At 70.5% G+C, this 20,057-nt stretch carries 27 protein-coding genes; 13 read left to right on the top strand and 14 right to left on the bottom strand.

Annotated elements, in window-relative coordinates:
- Nucleotides 1-122 (top strand): IS5/IS1182 family transposase (locus FJ091_20785; GenBank protein ID MBM4385792.1); only part of this gene is annotated, 122 nt, incomplete at its 5' end.
- Between the two features lie 3 nt (nt 123-125).
- Here FJ091_20785 and hslO read toward each other — a convergent pair.
- From hslO to FJ091_20765, 4 genes are read right to left on the bottom strand one after another with little or no spacing between them, the layout of a single operon-like run.
- On the bottom strand, nt 126-1,010 hold the full coding sequence (gene hslO, locus FJ091_20780; GenBank protein MBM4385791.1) for an Hsp33 family molecular chaperone HslO: 885 nt from the start codon (nt 1,008-1,010) through the stop codon (nt 126-128).
- A gap of 25 nt (nt 1,011-1,035) precedes the next feature.
- Nucleotides 1,036-1,326, bottom strand: coding sequence for a hypothetical protein (locus FJ091_20775; protein MBM4385790.1), 291 nt, complete (start codon nt 1,324-1,326; stop codon nt 1,036-1,038).
- A 16-nt stretch (nt 1,327-1,342) separates the two neighbouring features.
- Entirely contained in the window at nt 1,343-1,693 is a 351-nt protein-coding gene (locus FJ091_20770) for an SDR family oxidoreductase (GenBank protein MBM4385789.1), read from the bottom strand.
- A 33-nt stretch (nt 1,694-1,726) separates the two neighbouring features.
- Nucleotides 1,727-2,122, bottom strand: coding sequence for an SDR family oxidoreductase (locus FJ091_20765; protein ID MBM4385788.1), 396 nt, complete (start codon nt 2,120-2,122; stop codon nt 1,727-1,729).
- Between the two features lie 159 nt (nt 2,123-2,281).
- Here FJ091_20765 and FJ091_20760 point away from each other — a divergent pair, with 159 nt between their 5' ends.
- The gene (locus FJ091_20760) at nt 2,282-3,214 is read left to right on the top strand and encodes a hypothetical protein (GenBank protein MBM4385787.1); all 933 of its coding nucleotides are present in this window, start codon (nt 2,282-2,284) and stop codon (nt 3,212-3,214) included.
- 269 nt (nt 3,215-3,483) lie between these two features.
- Here the strand turns inward: FJ091_20760 and FJ091_20755 are convergent, their stop codons facing one another.
- The 7 genes from FJ091_20755 to FJ091_20725 all read right to left on the bottom strand — a co-directional run bounded on the left by FJ091_20755 (nt 3,484) and on the right by FJ091_20725 (nt 10,043).
- Entirely contained in the window at nt 3,484-3,951 is a 468-nt protein-coding gene (locus FJ091_20755; protein ID MBM4385786.1) for a MaoC family dehydratase, read from the bottom strand.
- 41 nt (nt 3,952-3,992) lie between these two features.
- Nucleotides 3,993-5,243: a DNA recombination protein RmuC gene (gene rmuC, locus FJ091_20750; protein MBM4385785.1), complete on the bottom strand. Its 1,251-nt coding sequence runs from the start codon at nt 5,241-5,243 to the stop codon at nt 3,993-3,995.
- 148 nt (nt 5,244-5,391) lie between these two features.
- Entirely contained in the window at nt 5,392-6,786 is a 1,395-nt protein-coding gene (locus FJ091_20745) for an MATE family efflux transporter (protein ID MBM4385784.1), read from the bottom strand.
- Nucleotides 6,787-6,987: 201 nt separating this feature from the next.
- A complete protein-coding gene (locus FJ091_20740) occupies nt 6,988-7,194 on the bottom strand; it encodes a PspC domain-containing protein (protein ID MBM4385783.1) in 207 nt (68 codons plus the stop codon).
- A gap of 78 nt (nt 7,195-7,272) precedes the next feature.
- Nucleotides 7,273-8,475 (bottom strand): TraB/GumN family protein, encoded by a 1,203-nt coding sequence (locus tag FJ091_20735; GenBank protein ID MBM4385782.1) that lies wholly within the window; start codon nt 8,473-8,475, stop codon nt 7,273-7,275.
- Between the two features lie 156 nt (nt 8,476-8,631).
- Nucleotides 8,632-9,369: a VOC family protein gene (locus FJ091_20730; protein MBM4385781.1), complete on the bottom strand. Its 738-nt coding sequence runs from the start codon at nt 9,367-9,369 to the stop codon at nt 8,632-8,634.
- Nucleotides 9,370-9,395: 26 nt separating this feature from the next.
- On the bottom strand, nt 9,396-10,043 hold the full coding sequence (locus FJ091_20725; GenBank protein ID MBM4385780.1) for a hypothetical protein: 648 nt from the start codon (nt 10,041-10,043) through the stop codon (nt 9,396-9,398).
- A 93-nt stretch (nt 10,044-10,136) separates the two neighbouring features.
- On the opposite strand from FJ091_20725, the gene FJ091_20720 reads away from it, so the two are divergent.
- The 8 genes from FJ091_20720 to FJ091_20685 all read left to right on the top strand — a co-directional run bounded on the left by FJ091_20720 (nt 10,137) and on the right by FJ091_20685 (nt 15,842).
- Nucleotides 10,137-10,439, top strand: a complete 303-nt coding sequence (locus FJ091_20720; protein ID MBM4385779.1) for a hypothetical protein — start codon at nt 10,137-10,139, stop codon at nt 10,437-10,439.
- The gene (locus FJ091_20715; protein MBM4385778.1) at nt 10,436-11,188 is read left to right on the top strand and encodes a hypothetical protein; all 753 of its coding nucleotides are present in this window, start codon (nt 10,436-10,438) and stop codon (nt 11,186-11,188) included. Before FJ091_20720 ends, FJ091_20715 begins: the two co-directional genes overlap by 4 nt.
- A 70-nt stretch (nt 11,189-11,258) precedes the next feature.
- A complete protein-coding gene (gene htpX, locus FJ091_20710) occupies nt 11,259-12,161 on the top strand; it encodes a protease HtpX (protein MBM4385777.1) in 903 nt (300 codons plus the stop codon).
- Between the two features lie 88 nt (nt 12,162-12,249).
- Complete coding sequence (locus FJ091_20705; GenBank protein ID MBM4385776.1) at nt 12,250-12,501, top strand: GlsB/YeaQ/YmgE family stress response membrane protein; 252 nt, start codon at nt 12,250-12,252, stop codon at nt 12,499-12,501.
- A 106-nt stretch (nt 12,502-12,607) separates the two neighbouring features.
- Nucleotides 12,608-13,516 carry a sigma-54-dependent Fis family transcriptional regulator gene (locus FJ091_20700; protein ID MBM4385775.1) on the top strand — a complete coding sequence of 303 codons (909 nt, stop codon included), beginning with the start codon at nt 12,608-12,610 and terminating at the stop codon, nt 13,514-13,516.
- 18 nt (nt 13,517-13,534) lie between these two features.
- Nucleotides 13,535-14,287: an HAD family hydrolase gene (locus tag FJ091_20695; GenBank protein ID MBM4385774.1), complete on the top strand. Its 753-nt coding sequence runs from the start codon at nt 13,535-13,537 to the stop codon at nt 14,285-14,287.
- A gap of 32 nt (nt 14,288-14,319) precedes the next feature.
- Nucleotides 14,320-14,541: a hypothetical protein gene (locus FJ091_20690; GenBank protein ID MBM4385773.1), complete on the top strand. Its 222-nt coding sequence runs from the start codon at nt 14,320-14,322 to the stop codon at nt 14,539-14,541.
- 29 nt (nt 14,542-14,570) lie between these two features.
- Nucleotides 14,571-15,842, top strand: coding sequence for an MFS transporter (locus tag FJ091_20685; protein MBM4385772.1), 1,272 nt, complete (start codon nt 14,571-14,573; stop codon nt 15,840-15,842).
- On the opposite strand, the gene FJ091_20680 is transcribed toward FJ091_20685, so the two are convergent.
- Complete coding sequence (locus tag FJ091_20680; protein MBM4385771.1) at nt 15,843-16,616, bottom strand: enoyl-CoA hydratase/isomerase family protein; 774 nt, start codon at nt 16,614-16,616, stop codon at nt 15,843-15,845.
- 77 nt (nt 16,617-16,693) lie between these two features.
- Here FJ091_20680 and FJ091_20675 point away from each other — a divergent pair, with 77 nt between their 5' ends.
- A complete protein-coding gene (locus tag FJ091_20675; GenBank protein ID MBM4385770.1) occupies nt 16,694-17,707 on the top strand; it encodes a methyltransferase in 1,014 nt (337 codons plus the stop codon).
- Nucleotides 17,708-17,987: 280 nt separating this feature from the next.
- A complete protein-coding gene (locus FJ091_20670; GenBank protein ID MBM4385769.1) occupies nt 17,988-18,455 on the top strand; it encodes a hypothetical protein in 468 nt (155 codons plus the stop codon).
- Here the strand turns inward: FJ091_20670 and FJ091_20665 are convergent.
- Nucleotides 18,452-19,264 (bottom strand): sterol desaturase family protein, encoded by an 813-nt coding sequence (locus FJ091_20665; protein MBM4385768.1) that lies wholly within the window; start codon nt 19,262-19,264, stop codon nt 18,452-18,454. The genes FJ091_20670 and FJ091_20665 overlap by 4 nt on opposite strands.
- 419 nt (nt 19,265-19,683) lie before the next feature.
- Between FJ091_20665 and FJ091_20660 the strand changes: the two genes are divergently transcribed.
- Entirely contained in the window at nt 19,684-19,932 is a 249-nt protein-coding gene (locus tag FJ091_20660; protein MBM4385767.1) for a hypothetical protein, read from the top strand.
- Nucleotides 19,933-19,935: 3 nt separating this feature from the next.
- On the opposite strand, the gene FJ091_20655 is transcribed toward FJ091_20660, so the two are convergent.
- Nucleotides 19,936-20,057 (bottom strand): IS5/IS1182 family transposase (locus FJ091_20655; GenBank protein ID MBM4385766.1); only part of this gene is annotated, 122 nt, incomplete at its 5' end.

Below are 20,057 nucleotides of genomic sequence, written 5' to 3'. Positions count from 1 at the left end.
CGTGGATGAACCGATTCCGCCGGCTCCTCGTCCGCTGGGAGAAGCGCGAGCAGAACTACGAGGCAATGCTCCATCTCGCCTGTGCCTGGATCACGATGAAACTGGCTGGGGTTTTCGGATAGGCTCTAGGCATCGAGCAGCAGCGCTCGCGCCCGCTCGGGATCGACGGCGTACTTCTCCGCGCAGAATACGCAGCGCACTTCGAGCTGCTCGCGCTTGGCCATTGCGTCCTCGAGGTCGCGGCGTCCGAGCATCGCGGCGGCGCGCAGCACGCGGTCTTCATCGCACGCGCAGTAGAACTGCGGCGCGCTCGATTCGAGATCGCGGCGGCCGACGCCATCGAGCAGTAGGGCGACGAGATCCGCCGCGCCGGCGCCGTCGTGCACGAGGCGCGAGATCGCCGGCAGGCGCTGCACGTTCTGCTCGATGCGCTTCACGACTTCGTCGTTCGCGCCCGGCAGCGACTGGACGAGGAAGCCGCCCGCAGCGGCCGGCGCGCCGTCGGGCTCGTGCCACACGCCCAGCGCGACGGCGGACGGCGTCTGCTCCGACTCCGTCAGGTAGAGCGCGATGTCCTCGGCGATCTCGCCGGAGACGATCGGCACGATGCCGGTGTACGGCTCGCGCCAACCGGGGCGAAACCGCACGACGGCGAGCTCGCCGAGGCCGATCGCGTGCGAGATGTCGAGGCGGCCGCCGCGCAGCGGCAGGTCGAGGCCGGGGTTCGCCACGTAGCCGCGCGCGCGGCCCGTGTCGTCAGCGATCGCGACGACGTGCCCGAGCGGCCCCCGCGCGCGAAAGCGCATCTCCACGGTCTCCGCATCCTTGCCCTGCGACGCGATCAGCACCGCCCCTAACAACGCGCGCCCGAGCGCGGCCGTCGCGACGGGCGACGTCTCGTGCCGCCGCGCCGCTTCTCGCACGAGGTCGCTGCCCACGAGCGCACGCACCGACACGCTGCCGTCTTCGGAGAGCGTGCGCAGGAGCTCGTCGGGGCGTGCGGCGGTCATGGCGCGCGCAGAGTAACGGCGCGATCTACGCGGTTCGCAATTCGCCGCGCTGCCACCGGCGCCCAACGGCAACGTCGAGAAGGACGAACGAGGCGCAGAGCCTGAATGGCACGCGGGAAGCGTCGACCTCTGCATCGACGGTGAATGCCGCGGCGAGAATCAGGGCGAGGTCCACCCACACGACGCGGCAATTGCGAGTGCGGTCCTGGATGAGATCCACCAGCAGCACGACGCACAGCGCAGTCAATCCCACCCACGCGAGGAGTTGGAGACCGCCGAGCCACAAGCCGTTGATCGCGAAGTCGAGCTCGTCCATGTGCGGCTCCTCGAGCTCAGTCCACCGGGAACGTCGTCGCCTTCACCTGCGAGCAGCCGTCGACCGCGAGGCACTCGCCCGTAACAAAACTGGAGCGCGCGGATAACAACCACACCGCCATCTCGGCGACTTCTTCCGGCTCGCCCATGCGCCCGAGCGCGTGGCTCTCGATCGCGCGCTTCGCGATCTCGGGAGAGAGCTTCTGGAAGCGCTCGTTCGCGGGAGTTCGGATCATGCCCGCGTTGACGACGTTGACGCGCACGCCGCGCGGAGCGAACTCGGCGGCCGCCGTCTTGCTCAGCGCGATCAGCCCGCCCTTCGCCGCGGCGTACGCCGAGAGGCCGGGCATGCCGCGCAAGCCGACCATCGAGCCCACGTTCACGATCGCGCCGCCGCCGCTCTAGATGATCGCGGGGATCTCGTGCTTCATGCAGAGCCAGATGCCCTTTAGCGAGACGCCGACGAAGTCGTCCCACTCGGCTTCCGTCAGGTCCGTCAGCAGCTTCACGCTCTCACCGCTGGTGGCGCTGTTGCAGGCCCAGTCGAGGCGTCCGAACGACGCGAGAGCCTCCTGCACCATCGCGGCGGCGTGATCTTCGCGGCGCAGGTCCGCGACCACGAAGCTCGCCTCGCCGCCGGCCTTCTCGATCTTGCGCACCGTGTCTTCGCCGCCGGCGCGGTTCACGCCCGCGACGAGCAGGCGCGCGCCTTCGCGCGCTGCCTGCAGCGCGACGGCGCGCCCGATGCCGGTGCCGGCGCCGGTGACGATGCCGACGGTGCCTTCGAGTAGTCCCATGGCGCGCCTCGCTGAGTGCGCGAATGCTACGAGGCTGCGAAGCGCGGTCGCCACGGTGTGCGGCTGAATTCGCGTCAGCGGTGGCGAAAGGCGGCGCGTGCGCAATTCCGGTGGAGATATCGCGCGAGTTATCAGGGACATCGCCGCGAGTGCGCGAGCGTGAGCACCGTCACTGGCCGCTTCGCGCCATCCACGACGGGCCGCGCGCATCCGGGCACGCTGCTCGCGGCACTCCTGTGTTGGCTCGACGCGCGCTCTCGCGGCGGACGCGTGATCCTGCGCCTCGAAGATCTCGATCCCGAACGTTCGCGCGCGGATCTCGTCGCCGGGCTGAAAGAGGATCTCGCGTGGTTCGGCCTCGATTGGGACGAGGTGCAGCTGCAAAGCGCTGCGCGCGCGCGACATGAAGCCGCGCTCGATGCGCTCGCCGCGCGCGGTCTCCTCTACCCGTGCACGTGCTCGCGCGCGGCGCTTCGCGCGCACGGCGTCGCGGCGCCCGATGGCGGCTTCGCGTACCCAGGCACGTGCCGGGAGCGCGCACTGCCCGCCGCTGGCTGGCGCGCGAGTGCGGAGCCGCTGCGGGTGCGCGTGCCGTCGCGCGAGATCGCGGTGCACGATGAGTCTGGCGCGGTGTTCGCGCTCGACCCCGCGCGCGCTTTCGGCGACCCCGTCGTGCGCCGCCGCGACTTTGCGCCCGCGTACCACCTCGCATCCGTCGTCGACGACGCAGCGAGCGGCGTCACGCGCGTGGTGCGCGGCCGCGACCTCGCGCTGCACACCCCGCTGCAAGTCGCGCTGCGCGAGTTGCTCGGACTCGCCGTGCCTGCGTTCCGCCACCACCTCCTCCTGCTCGAACCGCGCGGCGACAAGCTCGCCAAGCTGCACGGCTCCGTCGCCGCCCCAGAGCTGCGCGCGCACTACAGCGCGAACGCGCTGTGTGGCGTGCTCGCGCGCGCATGCGGGCTGCGCGCGAGCGCGGCCGCGGTGACGCCGCGCGAGCTGCTGGGGGAGTTCACGTGGGAGCGAGTGCGGAGTGAGGACGCGGTGATGGGGTGGACGGGCGCGCAACTCGAGCTCGCGACCAGGAGTTGAGTGCCGCGCGACGCGCCTCAATGGCGCGGCGCGCGGCACCTTCAATTCCGAGAGAGGTGCGCGGCTGCGACGAGCCAAGCAAGAGCCGCACGCGGAGGCGGGGGTCGCAGAGCGAATCCCCAGGCGTGAGGCGCGCGCGCAGCTTCATGTCGGCGCCAGAAGGCAATCCATCCGCGCGGCAGCCAACCGACGCGCCCACGCGGGTGAGCGGCGCGAGCCCCGCCGAAGCGTGCGGCGCTGCTCGCGACGAAGACCTCAGGCCAACCGACTCACACGAACGTCATCCCGAGCCACTCCATCACGATCGACGGCTTCTCCTGGCCCTCGACTTCGACCGTCACTTCCGTCGTGCTGAGCCAGCGCCCGCCGCCCTGATCTTCGAGGCTCTTCAGCTTGAAGCGGCCGCGCACGCGCGAGCCGGCCTTCACGGGCGAGACGAAGCGCATGCGGTTGATGCCGTAGTTCATACCCATCTTCGCGCCTTTGACGCCGGGCACGACCTGATAACCGAAGTTCGCGACCAGCGAGAGCGTGAGGAAGCCGTGCGCGATGGTCGAGCCGAGCGGTGTCGCTTTCGCTGCGGCGGGATCGACGTGGATGAACTGGTGGTCTTCGGTGAGGTCGGCGAACGCGTCGATGCGCTTCTGATCGACGAGCGTCCATTCCGAAACGCCGAGCTCTTTGCCGACGAGCGCCTTGAACTCGTCGAGCGTGATCGCCTTGTCGGGGCCCTTCATGCAGTTCTCCTCTCGGGGTGAGGAGACAGCCTAGTCCGGCCCTACTCGGGTTCGCCGCGTGTCGTGAGGTCCGGCAGCAGCAGCGACTGCTCTTGCTCCGGCAGCGCCTCGACTTGGTTCAGCTTGCCCTGGATGAAGCGCGTCTTCTTCGTGGCGTCGCCGATCGTGTTGGAGGCCTGGCGCAGCTTCTCGTCGACCTTCACGAGCAGGTCGCCGAACAGCCCGAACTGTTTCTTCACCTCGTTGAGGAGCCGCCACACCTCGTGGCTGCGCTTCTCGATCGCGAGCGTGCGGAAGCCCATCTGCAGGCTGTTGAGCAGCGCGGCGAGCGTGGTGGGCCCGACCACGACGACTTTGCAGTCGCGCTGCAGCGCCTCGACGAGGCCGGGGCGGCGCAGCACTTCGGCGTAGAGGCCCTCGGTCGGCAGGAAGAGCAGCGCGAAGTCGGTGGTGTGCGGGGGCGCGACGTACTTGTCGCGGATGCTCTTCGCTTCGCCGCGAATGCGCGTTTCGAGCGCGCGGCCGGCGTCCTCGATCGCCGCGACGTCGCCGCGCTCGGCGGCGTCCTGAATGCGCGCGTAGTCCTCCTGCGGAAACTTCGCGTCGATCGGCAGCCAGAGCGGCTCGCCGTTCGCACCGTTCGGCATGCGCACTGCGAAGTCGACGCGCTCCGCTGAGCCGGCGCGCGTCTGCACGTTCTTCGCGTACTGCCCTGCCGCGAGGCAGTGCTCGAGCAGCGCCTCGAGCTGCGTCTCGCCGTAGCCGCCGCGCGTCTTGACGTTCGTGAGCACGCGCTTGAGATCGCCCACGCCGACCGCGAGCGACTGCATCTCGCCGAGGCCCTTGTGCACCGCTTCGAGGCGCTCGCTCACCTGCTTGAACGCCGCGCCGAGGCGCTGCTCGATCGTCGCCTGCAGCTTCTCGTCGACGGTCGCGCGCATCTCGTCGAGCTTCTTCTGGTTGTCGTCCTGCATGCCGCGCAGGCGCGCGTCGATCGAGTCGCGCGAGCGTTCGAGGTTCTGGTCGAGGGCCGCGCCGACGTCGCGCAACGCGAGGTTCACCTCCTCGCGCAGGTGGCGCGTCTGGGTCGCAAGCTCGTCGCGGCTGCGCGCCAGCTCCTCGCGCAGCGCGCGGTCCGTGCGCTCCTGCCCGAGCGTGAGCGCCTCGAGGCGCGGTGCGAGCGCGACGGCGGCGTCGGGCGGCTGCACGCGCCGGAACAACTGCGCGAGCAGCACGACGCAGCCCGCAAGCAATGCGGCGATCGCGACGAGCGCGATCTCGACGAAGCCCATGTCCATCCCCCAACCCCGCGTTCGATTCTACGCCCGCGCGACTCCCGAGCGAGCTTTCGCGTCGAGGATGCGGGCGAGTTGTGACAGGGGCGGTCACAACCAGAGGCGCACGGGCGCTGGCCATCGGTGCCAGGCACCGATGGCCGAGCTAGATCCGCATACCGCGCCACTTCCCCGACGCGAAGCGCCAGACGAGGCCGCCCGCGAGCAGCGCGACGTAGAGCGTGCCGCCGACGTAGGCGCCGGTGAGGCCGTGGCCCTGGTGCACGCCGAAGAACCACGCGCCGGGCACGAACACGAGCCACGCCAGCACCGTTTGGCACGCGGCCGGCCAGAAGGTGTCGCCGGCGCCGCGCAGGGCGCCGATCGCGACGATGTGGATCGCGTCGAGCAGCTGGAACACCGCGCCGAGGCGCAGCACGGAGACGCCGAGCGCGAGCACCATCGGGTCGGCGGTGAAGATCCGCATCAGCGTTTCGGGAATCGTCGTGAGCGCGACCGCGAGCGCCGTGGAGATCGTGACGCCCACGAGCATTCCGTTCTTCAGCGCCGTCACCGCGAGGTTGGGCTGGCCGCCGCCGACGGCGCGGCCCACCAGCGTTTGCGTCGCGCCGGAGACGCCGAGACACACCATGAACGAGACGTTCACGATCATGATGAACGCGTGGCTCGCGGCGACGGACTCTGCGCTCATCGCGGCGAGCAGCAGCGTGAACACCGCGAACGAGAGCGAGTCGAACACCCACTGCGCGCCGATCGGGAGGCCCGTGCGCAGCAGGCGGCGGAAGCTCGTCGCGTCGGGCCGGCGCGGCTGCGTGTGAAAGCGCGCGCGCACTTTCGGGTGGAGCGCGACCGCGATCAGGATCGCCGCATCGAGGAACTCCGCGAAGGCCGTCGCGATCGCGGCGCCCGCGATGCCGAGCCGCGGCGCGCCGAATTCGCCGAAGATCAGCGCGTAGTCGAGCGCGGCGTTCACGAGGTTCGCGAACAGGCCCACGAGCAGCGGCACCCACGTCATCCCGACGCCGCGGAAGAACCCGTTCCACACGAAGATGACGCCGAGCGCGGCCATGCCGAGCGAGCGCGGCTGCAGGTACTCGACAGCCGGCGCGACGAGCGCGGGCGAGCTGCCGAGCGCTTCGAAGATCGCGGGCAGCGTGATCGGCGTGGCGTAGTACGTGGCGATCGCCGCGAGTGCCGTCGGCGGCACGATCCCCCACAGGCCCTGCCACGCCCACGTGCCGCAGCGCCGATCGTCGCCCGCGCCTTGCGCCTGCGCGACGAAGGTCTGCACCGCGCTCGCGGAGCCGAGGAAGAGCGAGAACAGCGCCCAGCTCCAGGTGCTCGCGAGCGAGACGGCGCCGAGCTCCGCAGCGCCGAGGCGGCCGACGAACGCGGAGTCGACCACGCCCATCAGCGTGGTCGAGAGCTGTGTGAGCACGATCGGCCAGCCGAGCTTCAACAGCTCGGCGAGGGTGCCGCGAATGGGCGGTTCTGCAGTGAGCGCCCCGGGCGGCGGCGCGAGCGAAGAGGCTTCTGTCATGACGCGATCCAAGCGAGGAGAGGAGTGGAGGCGGTTGGTGCGCCTCTCCGTGCCTCCGGCTCAGGATCGAGTCAGCGACTCGCTTCGCGGGGAGAGGGCGCGCTGGCGTGTGGTCTACGAAGTTTCATTGCGCGCTCCTCTGGGTCGCGGCCTTGTAACAGAGGGCCGTGGGGCCTGACAACTGCAATCTCTCAGCCCGGATCAGAACTCGTCGCGGTCTCGTTCGGGCATCGCGATCCGGAGGATCAAGTAGAGGATCGCGGGCACCGCGGTCGTCACGGTGATCAGCACGTACAGCAGGCGCGTCACCCCTGCGTTCCAGCCGAGCCATTCCGCGATGCCGCCGCAGACGCCGGCAATGATCCGCTGATCGCGCGAGCGCTTGAGTCCGGGCCGAGAGATCGCCATCGAGATCACCTCCGAGTTCGAGGCGATGCTACGCGGACTCGGGGGACGGGTTCGCGAGAACTTCGCTTCGCGTGCGGCTCAGTCGATCACGCGACCCACGATCTGGCCCACGCCCACCCACATGCCCAGCATCCCGCCGATCGAGGTCAGTACGAACACGAGCAGGATGCGCAGCAAGCGGTTGCTCCAGAGGCCGCGCCACGAGCTCAGGTCGTCGAGCACGCGCGACAGCTCGCCCACGAACGGCGGGCGGAAGTAGCTCTGCACGAACGCGGTGACGTGGCCGGCGCCGATCAGCGGCGAGAGCGTGGTGATCGGGGCCGCGAGGAACGCGGCGAGGATCGTGCCGGGGTGCGCGAAGGCGATCGCGGCGCCGATCGCGGTGGGCGTGCCGGTGGCGAGGATCCACTGCAGCGCGGTCGCCTCGACTTCGGCAGCGCCCTTCTCGATGCCGAGCCACACCACGGTCGCGACGATCAGCGCCGGCACGCCCCAGGCGAGCCACTTCGTCCACTGCGACGGCGGCGGAATCGTCTCGAGCGGTGCGAGTGCGATCTCGGTGCCGCGCTCGAGGTGCGCAGCGAGGCCCGCGAGATGCCCGGCGCCGACGACCGCGACGAGCTTTGCTCCCGGCGAGGAGCGGATCTTCTCGGCGAGATAGGCGTCGCGCTCGTCGATCAACACGGTCTTGATGCCGGGGAACGACCTCGCCAGCTCCTCGAGCAGCTGTGTCATCACGTCGCGCTCGCGCAGCTCGCGCAGGTCGGCCTCGCTCATCTCGGGCCGCGCGACGAGGCTCTCGGCCAGCGCCGCGGCGAGCAGCGACTTCTTCCAGAACGAGAGCGCTGCCCACGCGCGCCGCAGCGTGATGCGCACCTCGCGGTCGCACAGAAAGAACGGCTTGCCGATCGCCTCGGCCGCGCGTGCGCCTTCCAGCAGCTCCGCGCCGGGACGCACGCCGAGCCGCACGCCGAGCGAGTGCTGGAACGCGGCGAGCACGAGGTTCGCGAACAGCGTCGGCAGCTGGCGGCTCGCGAGCACTTGGCGCAGGTCGAGCTGCTCGAAGCGCTGCGGCTGCGAGAGCGCGGCGTAGCGGCCGGCGTCGAGCTCGATGCAGACGCCGTCGGGCTGCGCGGCCTCGATCACGGCGCGCACGAGCTCGGTCGACTCGCGCGAGACGTGCGCAGTGCCGACCAGCACGAACTCGCGACCGTCGCGCGCGACGATGCGCACGTCGGAGCTGGCGAGCGGATTCGCGGCGGCGTCGGCGGCGGGTTCGATGCGGGGCTCCGAACGGGTCGCGCATCTTATCGGCGGGTCGCAAAAGAACCGGGGACGTTCCGCAAGTAGGTAAAGAAGGTCCGCTTTACTTTCTTGCGGAACGTCCCCGCTGCTTCCCTTCCTCGCTGCGCTCTGGGTGGGTACAGATCGCCCGCCTCAGCGCGCCGCGAATCTGGTTCCCGCGATCCGTGCGGCGCCGTCGGCTGCGAGCACGCCGCGTTTCTGCGCGGCGGCGCGGAAGCGCTCTGGGCTCGCGAGATCGAGCAGCACGCCGGCGACGCCGTCGCTCGCGCCGCGGACGAAGCGAAGCACGCCGCCGCCCACCGCGATCTCAGGCGCGCCGACCGTGCTGCGCGTCACGGGCAGCGCGAGCACTTCGCTCCAGCGCGCGGCGAGGCGTTCGGGCTCGGGGCTCTCGAGCTCGGCGCCGACGATCGCGCGCGTCACGTCGGTGCGGACGTGCTGGCGCCACTTCGGCCCCGCCCACTCCCACGCACCGGGCTCGTCCATCACGTCGATCGAGACGATCGCGCCGCCGACGTCGCGCGGATGCAGGTGCAGCGTCGCCGCGCCCTTCTGCTTGCCCTCCCACACGATGCGCACGCCGAGCTGCTCGAGCCGCGCGCGGTGCGGGGCGAGCTCGGGGACCTGGAAGATCACCATGTAGCCGCTGTCGCCGCCGCGGCGCTCGATCCAGCGGCCGGCGGTGGTGTTCGCACGCGCGGGCGAGACGACTTCGAGAAACGTCTCGCCGATCGGCATCACGCCATTCTCGAGGCCGAACACACCGACGCCCGGATCGTTGAACGCGACCTCGATGCCGAGCACGTCCGTGAGGGCGTCGACGGTGGCGGCGAGGTCGCGGGCGGCGAGGGCGATCTGGCGAAGTTGCATCGCGGGCTCCTGGGCTTGTTAGGGACTCAGTTGAGCAGCACCGGCTCGGCGAGCGCGCGGATCGGGCACGGCTCGAGGCGGCCGCGCAGCACGAGGGCGTCGTCGCCGCGCGCGCGGAACTCGTGCTCGGTCCTGCCGCGCGCGAGGTGGGCGCGGCATGCAGGCGTGTTCGGCAGCACCACGGCCACGTCCATGGCCTTGCTCCAGCGCAGCTCCAAGGCGAGTGGCAGGCTGCCGCTCGCGATCAGGTAGTCCGGCGCTTCTGCGACGAGCGCGAGCTCGGCGGGCTCGGTCAGCACGAGCAGCGAGCTGCGGCGCTGCGGGAGCGAGTCGCGCCACCCGGCAAGGCCGGAGATGCCGCGCGCGGTGCAGCGCGTGCCCTTCGCGCCCACCACGGTCATCAGCGGCGGCGTCGCCTCGATCCGCACGAGCGAGCCGGTCGCGAGCACGGCGCGGCACGACTCGCTCGGCACGAACAGGAAGCCCTGGCGCCCCGCGTTCCCGACGAGCTGCGCTTCCAGATAGGGCCCGAGGGTGCGCATGCCCTCGACGCGCACGCGCCCGCGTGGCAGCGGCGGAGGGTCTGGCGCCAGCGCCCCGGGCGGGGCCACCGGCGCGGTGCAGCACAGGCTCGCGAGCAGCGCGAGCGCGCAGTGAAGGAGGACTGTCCGCATCGGCCGAGCATATCCCGCGAGCACTCGGCGCTGGCACGGCGCGCCTCAAGTGCCCTCGCGGACGGGCCGAAACCGCCAAAGGGGGGCGCTCGCATGGCCGACGCCGAGGCGTTCGACTTCGTTTGCAGCCAGCTCGAATCGCGCACGTCGCTCGATCGGCTCGCCGCGCGCGGGACGGTACGCATCGCCCTGAAGCAGGCTGGACTCGACTCCCGCTCGGTGACACCCGAGCAGTTGGCGGTGGTGACGGAGAAGGTTCTGCCCGGCGAGCTCGCCAGCCGCGGCGTGCAAGGTGGCGCGGCAATCTGCAACGAAATCGCCGCGAAGGTCCGGCGCCTCACTACGACCGGCGGCGCCGACACGCCCGACGCAGTGTTCCGGCGCCTCGGAGGTTGAGCGTGCTCGATGTATTGCTGCTCGTTTCGACGGCAGCCTTCATCGCGGCCGGAGCCCTGGTGGGCGCTCGCTTACTTCTTCTCGCGAAGCGCACTCGGCAGGTGCCGGACTTCATCGTCGGCTTCTCGCTCTTCATCCTCTCGGCAGTCGCTTATCCGCTGATCCTCCTCAGCAGCGTCGGCAACTTATCCCTCGATGCCACGCGCTGGTTCTCGATCGGATCGGTCAGCACGCTCGCGACTGGCTGGGTGGGAGTGTTCGTGTTTACCAAGCAGGTGTTTCGACCCGGCGTCGGCTGGGCTCGCGCGCTGATGCTCGCGGGAATCGCGGCCACCGGATTCGGCCTGGTCTTCGGGATCGAGCACGCGCTGAACGCGCCCGACCTGACCACCCTCCGCACACCCAGCGGCGGCGTTCTCGTCATCCAGGCAGCCGCGCTGGTCTTGTATCCGTGGACCGGCCTCGAGGGTCTTCTCTGCTGGCAACAAGCGCGCAAGCGCTTGGCGCTCGGGCTCGCCGATCCGCTCGTCGCCAACCGCTTCTTGCTCTGGGCATGGATCGGCGTGTTCTCGACCCTCACCGTCGCTCCAGCGTTCGTCGTCACGCTGCTGGGCGGCGACGGGACGACGCACGTCGGTGCGCGCTTCTGCACCGCGATTGGCGGCCTGGCTTGCGCGATCAACCTCCAGCTCGCCTTCCTGCCGCCGGCGTCCTATCGCCGCTGGATCACGGGCGCGGCGGCGGCCTGACTCGGCCGGGCACTTGACGCTGAGCGATCGCCTCCCAAGCTTCCGCGATTCCCGATCGCAGGAGTGACCGATGAAGCGCGTGTTCTTCTTCGTGCTGACCAATCTCGCCGTGATGCTTGTGGCGGGCGTCGCCATGCAGCTGCTCGGCGTGCCCCAGATGCTCGCGGCGCGTGGCATCGAGACCCAGCTCACGGGCTTGCTCATCATGTCCGCGCTGTTCGGCATGACCGGCTCGTTCATCTCGCTCGCGCTCTCGAAGACGATCGCGAAGCGCTCCGTCGGCGCGCAGGTGATCACGGAGCCGCGCACGCAGACCGAGCAGTGGCTGGTGCAGACCGTCGCGCGCCAGGCGCAGGCGGCGGGCATCGGCATGCCCGAGGTCGCGATCTACGAGGACCCGACGCCGAACGCGTTCGCCACCGGCGCGCGCCGCGACGCCGCGCTCGTCGCCGTCTCCACGGGCCTGCTCCGCGGCATGACGACCGACGAAGTCGAGGGCGTGCTCGCGCACGAAGTCAGCCACATCGCGAACGGCGACATGGTCACGCTCACGCTGATCCAGGGCGTGCTGAACACGTTCGTGATCTTCTTCTCGTACATCGTCGGCATGATCGTGGACTCGTTCCTCCGCCGCGGCGAGGAAGACCGCGGCCCCGGCATCGGCGCGTTCATCGCGCGCATGGCCGCGCAGATCGTGTTCGGGATGCTCGCCTCGCTGGTCGTGATGTGGTTCTCGCGCCAGCGCGAGTTCCGTGCCGACGCCGGCGGCGCGCGCCTCGCGAGCCCGGGCAAGATGATCGGCGCGCTCGAGCGCCTCAAGACGCGCGAGAGTGCGCCGCTGCCGGAGTCGCTTGCGGCGTTCGGCATCTCGACCTCGAAGTCCGGCGGCGGCTTTGCGCGCCTCTTGATGACGCACCCGCCGCTCGACGAGCGCATCGAGCGCCTGCGCGCGAACGCGGGGCTCGCCGCCTGACGCGCGCCTCCGCCGAACGCGAGCCCGCATCTCGCCGTAGTCGCCACACGCGCGGTGATAGGGTGGCGCGCGTTCGGAGGAGCTCGCGATGGGAATTCTCAGCTGGATCGTGCTCGGACTGGTCGTTGGCGCACTCGCGAAACTGATCATGCCGGGTAAAGACCCGGGCGGGATCTTCATGACGATGCTGCTCGGCATCGTCGGCGCAGTCGTCGGCGGCTGGATCTCGACGCAGCTCGGCCTCGGCGTCGTCAGCGGGTTCAACGTCCCGAGCCTCGTCATCGCGACCGGCGGCGCGCTCTTGCTGCTCTTCGCGAACCGCAAGCTGCGCGGCAAATAGCGTCAAAGTGCACCCGGTCGCGTGGAGCGCACGCGAGCGGACGCAGGCTGGCGCACACGCGCGAGCGCTGAGCGATTAGGGTGCGCCTCCTGGATGGGGAGGCGAGATGAGCGCGCTGCTGGGCAACTCGCTCGCGATGCGCGAGCTGCGCGCGCGCCTCGCGAAGCTCGCGCCGCTGCCGACGCCCGTGCTGTTGCTCGGCGAGACGGGCACGGGCAAGACGCTCGCCGCGCGCGAGCTGCACCGCCTCTCGCCGCGGCGCGCACACGCGTTCGCGGTGCTCGACTGCGGCGCGCTCGCGCCCAGCCTCGCCGAGGCCGAGCTGTTCGGCGCCGAGCGCGGCGCGTACACCGGTGCGGACTCACGCAGAGCCGGCGCGCTCGAGCGCGCAGGCCGCGGCACGCTGCTGCTCGACGAAGTGGGCGAGCTGCCCCGCGAGCTGCAGCCGCGCTTGTTGCGGGCGCTCGGCGAGCGGCGCTTCGCCCGCCTCGGCGGCGGCGACGTCCTCGCGCTCGAAGCGCGCGTCGTCGCCGCCACGAACGTCGCGCTGCGGGGCGCCGTCGCGCGCGGCGAGTTCCGCGGCGATCTCTATCACCGCCTCGCGGTCGTGACGCTCGCGCTTCCGCCGCTGCGCGAGCGGCTCGAGGATCTGCCGCTGCTGATCGCCGCCGGCCTCGCTCGCGCGGCGGCAGCCTGCGCGCTCGCCGAGCCGCGCTTCGACGCGAGCTTCGTCGCCGCGCTCGGCGACTACGACTGGCCCGGCAACGTGCGCGAGCTCGCGAACGCACTCGAACGCGTCGTCGCGCTCGGCGCGCCGCCGCAGCTCGCTGCGAGCGACGCGCACGCGCTGCTCGCCGACCTCGATACCGCGAGCTTTGCGCCGAGCCCGCGCTGCGCGTCCAGCCTGCGCGACGCGCACGGCAACGTCGCCGCCGCGGCGCGCGCACTCGGGCTCCCGCGCACGACGTACCGCCGCCGCCTCGCGCGCGAGCGCGCACTCGCCGCGCGCGAGTGAATGCGCGAGGTTGCGCGCATGCCGCTGCGCGCCGTCGTCTTCGACCTCTTCGACACGCTCGTCGACGTGCACATGGAGGGCCTGCCGCTCGTCACGCTGAACGGCCGTACGTTTCCGTCGACCGCCGGCGTGCTTCACGCCGAGGTGGCGCAGCACGCGCCGGTCACGCTGGAAGAGTTCGCCGCCGCGCAGCGCGCCGTGATCGAGGAAGTGATGCAGCCGCGCCACGCGGCGGGGCGCGAGTTCCCGACGCGCGAGCGCTTCGACTTCGTGCTCGCGCGGCTCGGGCTCGCACATCCGGAGCTGGCGGAGCGCCTCACGTCGCTGCACATGGGCTTGCTCGTCGGCCAGGTCCGCCATCTCGCGCACCACGGCGACGTGCTCGCACGACTGCGCGCGCGCGGCGTGAAGCTCGCGGTGTGCTCGAACTTCTCGCACTCGCAGACGGCGCTCGCGATCCTCGAATCCGCGCGCCTGCGCTGGCACTTCGACGCGATCCTCGTGAGCGACGCCGTGGGCTTCCTCAAGCCTCGCCCCGAGATCTTCCGCGCGACGCTGGGTGCGCTCGGCTCCGCCCCGGAAGAGACGCTGCACGTGGGCGACAGCTTGAGCGCCGACATCGGTGGCGCGGCGGCGCTCGGCATGCGCACCGCATGGATCACGCGCCGCGTGGCGAAGACCGAGGAAGCGCTCGCAAAGCACGCAGGCCCGAAGCCCGATCACGTCGTCTCGGACCTCGCCGAGATCGCCGACATCGCCGAGCGCGGGTAAAGCCGCGGCCCCCGCGCGCCGAGACGTTCGGCATGGGACGCCTCTTCGCCATCGTGTTGTTCGTGCTCGGCGTGTACGCCGCCGCCACCGTTGCGACGGAAGGCGTCGACGGGGCGTTCGGCGGGTTGTTCGCGCGCGACGAGTCGACCGCCGGCGATCCCGGCGAGCACGGCTCCCAGCCGGTGACGAGGCGCGTGGCCGACAAGGTCCAAGGCCTCGCGGACGACCGCGTGGAGCGAGTCGGCGCAGACTGACGGGCGCGCGCTGGGATAGCGTGCTCAGCGTGAACGACTCCGAGCCCGCTGCCGCAGCCGCCGTAACAATTCCGCCGCGCACTGCGAACTACGTGCTCGCGCTGCTGACCGTCGTCTACGCCTTCAACTATCTCGACCGCCAGCTGCTCGCGATCCTGATGGAGCCCGTCAAGAAGGAGTTCGGTGCGAGCGACGGCGAGATGGGGCTGCTGACCGGCTTCCTCTTCGCACTGATCTACACCGTCGCTGGCATTCCGGTGGCGCGCGTCGCGGACCTGTTCGGGCGGCGCACGGTGATCGCGGCGTCGCTCGCGATCTGGAGCGCGATGACCGCGCTCACCGGCTTCGCGACGTCGTTCGCGCAGCTGCGCCTCGCGCGCATCGGCGTGGCGCTCGGCGAGGCGGGCGGCTCGCCGCCGTCGTTCGCGTTGATCTCCGACTACTTCCCGCAAGACCGGCGCGCGACTGCGCTCGGCATCTTCGCGCTCGGCGTGCCGCTCGGGACATTGTTAGGGAACGTCGCGGGCGGCTGGATCGGTCAGGAGTACGGTTGGCGCAGCGCGTTCATCTGGATGGGCCTGCCCGGCATCGCGCTCGCCGGCGTGCTCGCCTTCACGGTGAAGGAGCCGCCGCGCCCCGCCGCGGCCCGCGGCACGCGCGTCGCGGACGTCGCGCGCCTCTTGTTCTCGCAGCGCGTGTTCTGGTGGATGGTCGGCGGCGTCAGCTTCTCCGCCTTCGCGGGCTACGGCTTCGGCGTGTGGAAGCCCTCGTTCCTGATGCGCGTGCACGACTTCTCGCTCGCGACCGCCGGCTTCGCGGTCGGCTTCGTGAACCTCTTCACGGGCGTCGCTTCGAGCTACCTCGGCGGCTTTCTCTCCGACCGCTGGTCGAAGCGGGACCCGCGCGCGCCCATGCTCGTCGCAGCGGCTTCCGCAGCGCTCGCGTTCCCGCTGCAGATCGCGTTCGTGCTGAGCCCGAGCCCATGGCTCGCGCTGCTCGTGATCGCGCCGATCGGCATCGTCGGCGGCATGTGGCCGCCGCCCACGTACGCGACCACGCAGAACCTCGTGCCCGCGCACATGCGCGCGCTGACGAGCGCGGTGCTGCTGTTCTTCTTGAACCTGATCGGCCTCGGGCTCGGGCCGTGGCTCGTCGGCGGCCTCAGCGACGCGCTCGCGCCCGAGTACGGCGCGCAGTCGATCCGCTACGCGCTGGTGGTGGCGATGTTCGCGTACCCGATCGGCGCGTTTTGTTATTGGCGCGCCGCGCGCGAGCTCGGCCGCGCGGCTGCGACGGTCTGACTACTTTCCCTGCCAGTTCGGGGCGCGTTTCTGCGCGAACGCGCGCGGGCCTTCGATGAAGTCCTGGCTCTTCACCATCGTGGCGACTCCGGCGTAGCGGCCGCCCATCGCCTGCTCGAGCGGCAAGCCGAGGCCCTGCATCGCCGCCTCCTTGCTCGCGCGCACGCTGAGCGGCGCGCATTCGAGGATCTGCGCGGCCCACTTCTTCGCGCCCGCAACCGCCTGGCCCGCGGGCACCACCTCGTTCACGAAGCCGAGCTGCTGCCCTTCCTTCGCCGAGACGCGGCGGCCCGTGAGCATCATGCCCATCGCGTTCTTGAGCCCGATCTGGCGCGGCAGGCGGTGTACGCCGCCCGCGAGCGCAGCAAGGCCGACGCGAGGCTCGGGCAGCGCGAACACCGCGTTCTCTGCGGCGATGATCAAGTCGCACGCGAGCGCGATCTCGAAGCCGCCGCCCATCGCGACGCCGTTCACCGCGGCGATCACCGGCTTCACGAGATCGTGCCGGCTCGTCAGGCCGCCGAAGCCGCTCTCGGGCTGGCCGCTCATGTCGCCGCCGCTCGCTTGATTCTTCAAGTCGTTGCCTGCGCTGAAGGCGCGATCGCCCGCGCCCGTGATGATCGCGACCCACAGCTCCGGGTCCGCCGCGAACTCGTCGAACGCCGCCGCGAGCGCGCGGTTCGCTGCGGGGTGCAGCGCGTTCATCACGTCGGGGCGATTGATCGTGACGAGGAAGAGGTGGCCTTCGCGCTGCGTGAGACAGAAGTCGGACATCGGGGCTCCTTCGCGGTGGACGGCCATGCTACGCAAAGCGCGCCCTGCGCCGCGACGCGCGTACGAGAGGAGCACGAGTGCCGAAGGTTTCGCCGCAAGCGCGCATGATGGAGCTGATGACCGGCCATTGGGTGGCGCAGATGGTCTTCGCAGTCGCCAAGCTGGGCGTGCCCGACGCGCTCGGCACGAAGGCGCTCGCAGCGGACGCGATCGCGAAGCAGGTCGGCGCGAACGCGGCGTACCTGCGGCGCCTGCTGCGCACGCTCGCGAGCGTGGGCGTGTTCGCGGAAGACGCGCGCGGCCGCTTCAAGCTGACGCCGCTCGGCCAGACGCTCCGTAACAAGCCGGGCAGCGCGCGCGACTTCGCGCTGATGATCGTCGCGCCGTACAACTACCGCTCGTGGGAGCGCCTCACCGACGCGGTGCGCGAAGGCAAGACCGCCTTCGACCTCGAGTTCGGCCGCCCGCTCTTCGACTATCTGCGCGATCACCCGGACGACGACCGCCAGTTCTCGGCCTCGATGGCGAGCATCTCCGCCCCCGAGAACGACGCGATCGCGCGCGCCTACCCGTTCGAAAAGCTCGGCACGCTGGTCGACGTCGGCGGTGCACACGGCCACCTGCTCGCGACGATCCTGCGCAAGCACAAGAAGCTGCGCGGCGTGCTGTTCGATCAGCCGCAGGTCGTCGCCGGCGCCGACGCGAGCGGATTCATCTCGGCGCCCGGCGTTCGCGAACGCTGCGAGCGCGTCGGCGGCAGCTTCTTCGAGAGCGTCCCCGCCGGCGCCGACGCCTACCTGATGAAGTACATCATCCACGATTGGGATGACGCGAAGTGCGAGCGCATCCTTGGACTCTGTCGCGACGCGATGGCGCCCGGCGGGCGTGTGCTCGTCGTCGACCGAGTGATTAGGCCCGGCAACGCGCCCGACTGGAGCAAGTGGCTCGACATCAACATGCTCGTCGGTCCCGGCGGCCAGGAGCGCACGCTGCCCGAGTTCAGCGCGCTGTTCGCGCGCGCGGGGCTGAAGCTGCTGAAGGCGCACAAGACGCGGAGCCCGCTGACGGTGCTGGAGGCGGTGCGCGCGTAGGCGGGCGCGAGCGGGCGCAATCGGACGAATCGCGGTTCCAGCGTCAGACGCCGAAACCGCGATTCCGCGCGCGCGGCGTGCGCCCCGGGACCGCAACCGTCACACCGGCGAGTCGCCAACCGGTTCGTGACCGCCATCGCGGCAACGCCGCGGCGTGCCACGCGCAGCTACCGAGTTGCCGCAACGCGCGTCACGCCGCGCGTTCGCGATCGCGCCGAAGCGGAGGGAACGGGAGGGCGTCGCCGTGCGAAAACGACCTCGATTCCTCACTAGCGGGGCGTTGCTGTGGCTGGCGCTCGCGGCCGCGGCGCAAGCCCAGGAAGTGCGCCCGCACATTCTCGGCGCGAACGCGGCGCGCGGAGTGAGCGGCGCGTGCATGTACGGTGGCGACGGGAAGCTGCTGTTCGCGCCGAAGGGCGCCGTGTGCCCCGAGCGCGAGCAGCCGCCCGCGAGCCTGGCGCCGAGCGCGCCCCAATCGCCGAGCCCGCGCCGGACAGTCGGGGGTGAAGGCGTCGCCGCGCCCCGCGATGACGCGAGCCTCACGAGCACCATTCGAGCCGAGGCCGCCGCGTTGTTCGAGGAGCGCGAGCGCCTCGATGTCGAGATCGCGCGCGCGCGCGAGGCCCTGGCCTACGAGGATCGCGAGGCGGCGCGTCGGGTCGTAGAGGCTGCGCTCGCGAAGATCACGCAGCACCTCGAGCGCGAGGCGCGGTTGTTACGGCAGATCGCCACGGCGCGAGAGCCCTAGGCGCGCGTCGCGCTCCCAGCTGCGAACGGTGCCGCGATCGCGCGCGCGAGGGTCATCTCGCGCTCGCCGAGCGCGCCGGGCAAACCAGTCTCGAATTGCTCCTCGCTGCTCGATTCGCGGAGCGTTCCGAGCGCGCGGTCCCAGGCGGACAACACCGTCCCGAAGTTCGAGTTGAGGTCGCTCGCGTCGCGCGAGTGGTGCAGGCGATGCAGGGCAGGCGTGACGATGCCGCGCGCGAGGGCGCGCTCGAGCCGCGCGGGCAAATCGAAGTTGCCGTGCTCGAGCAGATTCATCGCGCCGAACACGATCTCGAACGCGAGCACACCGAGCGGCGAGAGCCCGAACGCGGCGATCGCCGCGAGCCGCAGGGGCAGCGCCAGCAACAACTCGCCCGGATGGAAGCGCAGCGCGGTGGTCGCCTGAAACGCGCGGTCTGCGTGGTGCACGCGATGAAAGCGCCAGAGCCACGCGACACGGTGATTCGCGCGGTGCCAGAAGTACGACACCGCATCGAGCGCGATCACGCCGAGCGGCAGCGCAAGCCACGCCGGCGCCGCGAGCGCGTGAAGCAGCCCGAAGCCCCGCGCCTCGCACCACGCTGCGAGCGTGAACCCGCACGCGCCGCACACGATGCGCATCACGAGCGCGTCGAGCAGCCAGAGCGCGAAGTTCGTGCGCCGCGCGCCCGCGCGGTGCGCGAGGCGCGCGTGCGGGAGGAAGTGCTCGAGCGAAAGTGCGAGGAGGAGGGCGGCTGCGAGAGCCGCGATGCGGAGGAGGTCGAGGGATTCGGTTAGCGCAGCTGAGGACACGCTACATGTGCCAGCGCGCGACGTACGCCCTGCAGATCTTGTCGAGCATCGCCGTGTACTCGGCGTCGATGTCGATTCCGAGCGGGTTGTCGCGCGCGACCCGAGGGGGGATTTACGTTGTCGATATGAACAGGGACCAGGAGCACGAAGTCGTAGGCGGGCAGGTCAGTTCGTGCGGGCGGGCGAAGCGGCAGCTCCCGGAATTTCGCGACGCTCTTCTCGGCATCCTTGTCGCGGTTCCTGCTCACGGCGCGGGGGAACTCGGACCACAGACTCGCGTCGCCAGTGGAGAGTCGAGGTCGCACGCTGCTCTCGAATGAATCTCCGGCCAGGAGTTTCACGCGATCCGGGACGTTTAATACGTCTTTCGAGAGGCCGATCAGCACGGTTGCAATGAGGATCGCTTCTGGTCGGCGAGCATGCAGGACTCCTACGACATCGCTGAGGTCGTCGTATCGATTGGTGCGATTCCGATGAGCCGTTACGACGGACTTGTTCTCGATGCAGAGTCGAAGGCGGCTGAGTTCGGGCTTTCCGCTGTTCGGATCAGGTTCTGCGACGACGAGGTCGAGTTTTCGCCCTCTGCCGCTCGGGGACGGGAAGTCGAGCCACTCGCGGATCAAACCTGCCGAAAAGTCGGCGTCGAACGGCGCACATTTTCCCCTTAGAGCCTATCCGAAAACCCCAGCCAGTTTCATCGTGATCCAGGCACAGGCGAGATGGAGCATTGCCTCGTAGTTCTGCTCGCGCTTCTCCCAGCGGACGAGGAGCCGGCGGAATCGGTTCATCCACG

This window comes from Deltaproteobacteria bacterium, from assembly GCA_016875395.1.
Classification (GTDB): Bacteria; Myxococcota_A; UBA9160; order UBA9160; family UBA6930; genus VGRF01.
The sequence above is the reverse complement of the archived record's forward strand: the minus strand, read 5'-3'. Positions and strand labels throughout refer to the sequence as shown.